Origin of the sequence: Paraclostridium dentum (assembly GCF_012922555.1) — a bacterium.
Classification (GTDB): domain Bacteria; phylum Bacillota; class Clostridia; order Peptostreptococcales; family Peptostreptococcaceae; genus Paraclostridium; species Paraclostridium dentum.
In genome coordinates this window covers 1-412 of record NZ_WIPK01000139.1, presented here as the reverse complement: position 1 = coordinate 412, position 412 = coordinate 1, and the positions used below count along the sequence as shown (strand labels likewise).

At 64.1% G+C, this 412-nt stretch carries 1 protein-coding gene; it reads left to right on the top strand.

What is annotated here, in order from left to right; translation table 11 throughout:
• Positions 1 to 408 (top strand): hypothetical protein (locus tag GFJ41_RS20690; RefSeq protein ID WP_264318558.1); only part of this gene is annotated, 408 nt, incomplete at its 5' end.
• Between the last annotated feature and the right edge of the window lie 4 nt (positions 409 to 412).

Sequence of the window (412 nt, the reverse complement as noted above, 5' to 3'; positions counted from 1 at the left end):
ATACAGAGGGGGAAAGGCAGAGCTCAACCCCGCTTAACGGGGTCGAAATTGGAGACGCCGACCACCGCCCCGATGATGGCGGTGAGCACAACGCCGCCGGCGCCGATGCTGAGGAGGAAGTTCTTGAGAGAGGGAGAGACGCTGCTGGCGGCCTCGGCCACATCTGGGAGAACCATGGAGGCGGTCATCGCGGCGGCGGTGGCGGCGGTCATTCCAGCCGCTGCCCTTTCCTTCAACGAGGCCCTCACTTCGAATTTCCCGGCGGGCTTCGACGCCGCCTTGGACGGCCTCAGCGGCATCGGGTTCCCGGCGGCCGGAAGCCTCTTGTGGGCGGCGCGGGGAAGGGGTAGCGCCATTGAAACGGCTGAGGTTGAGGCCATTGTTTTGATTGTAGGAGGAGAAGGTTAGTTGA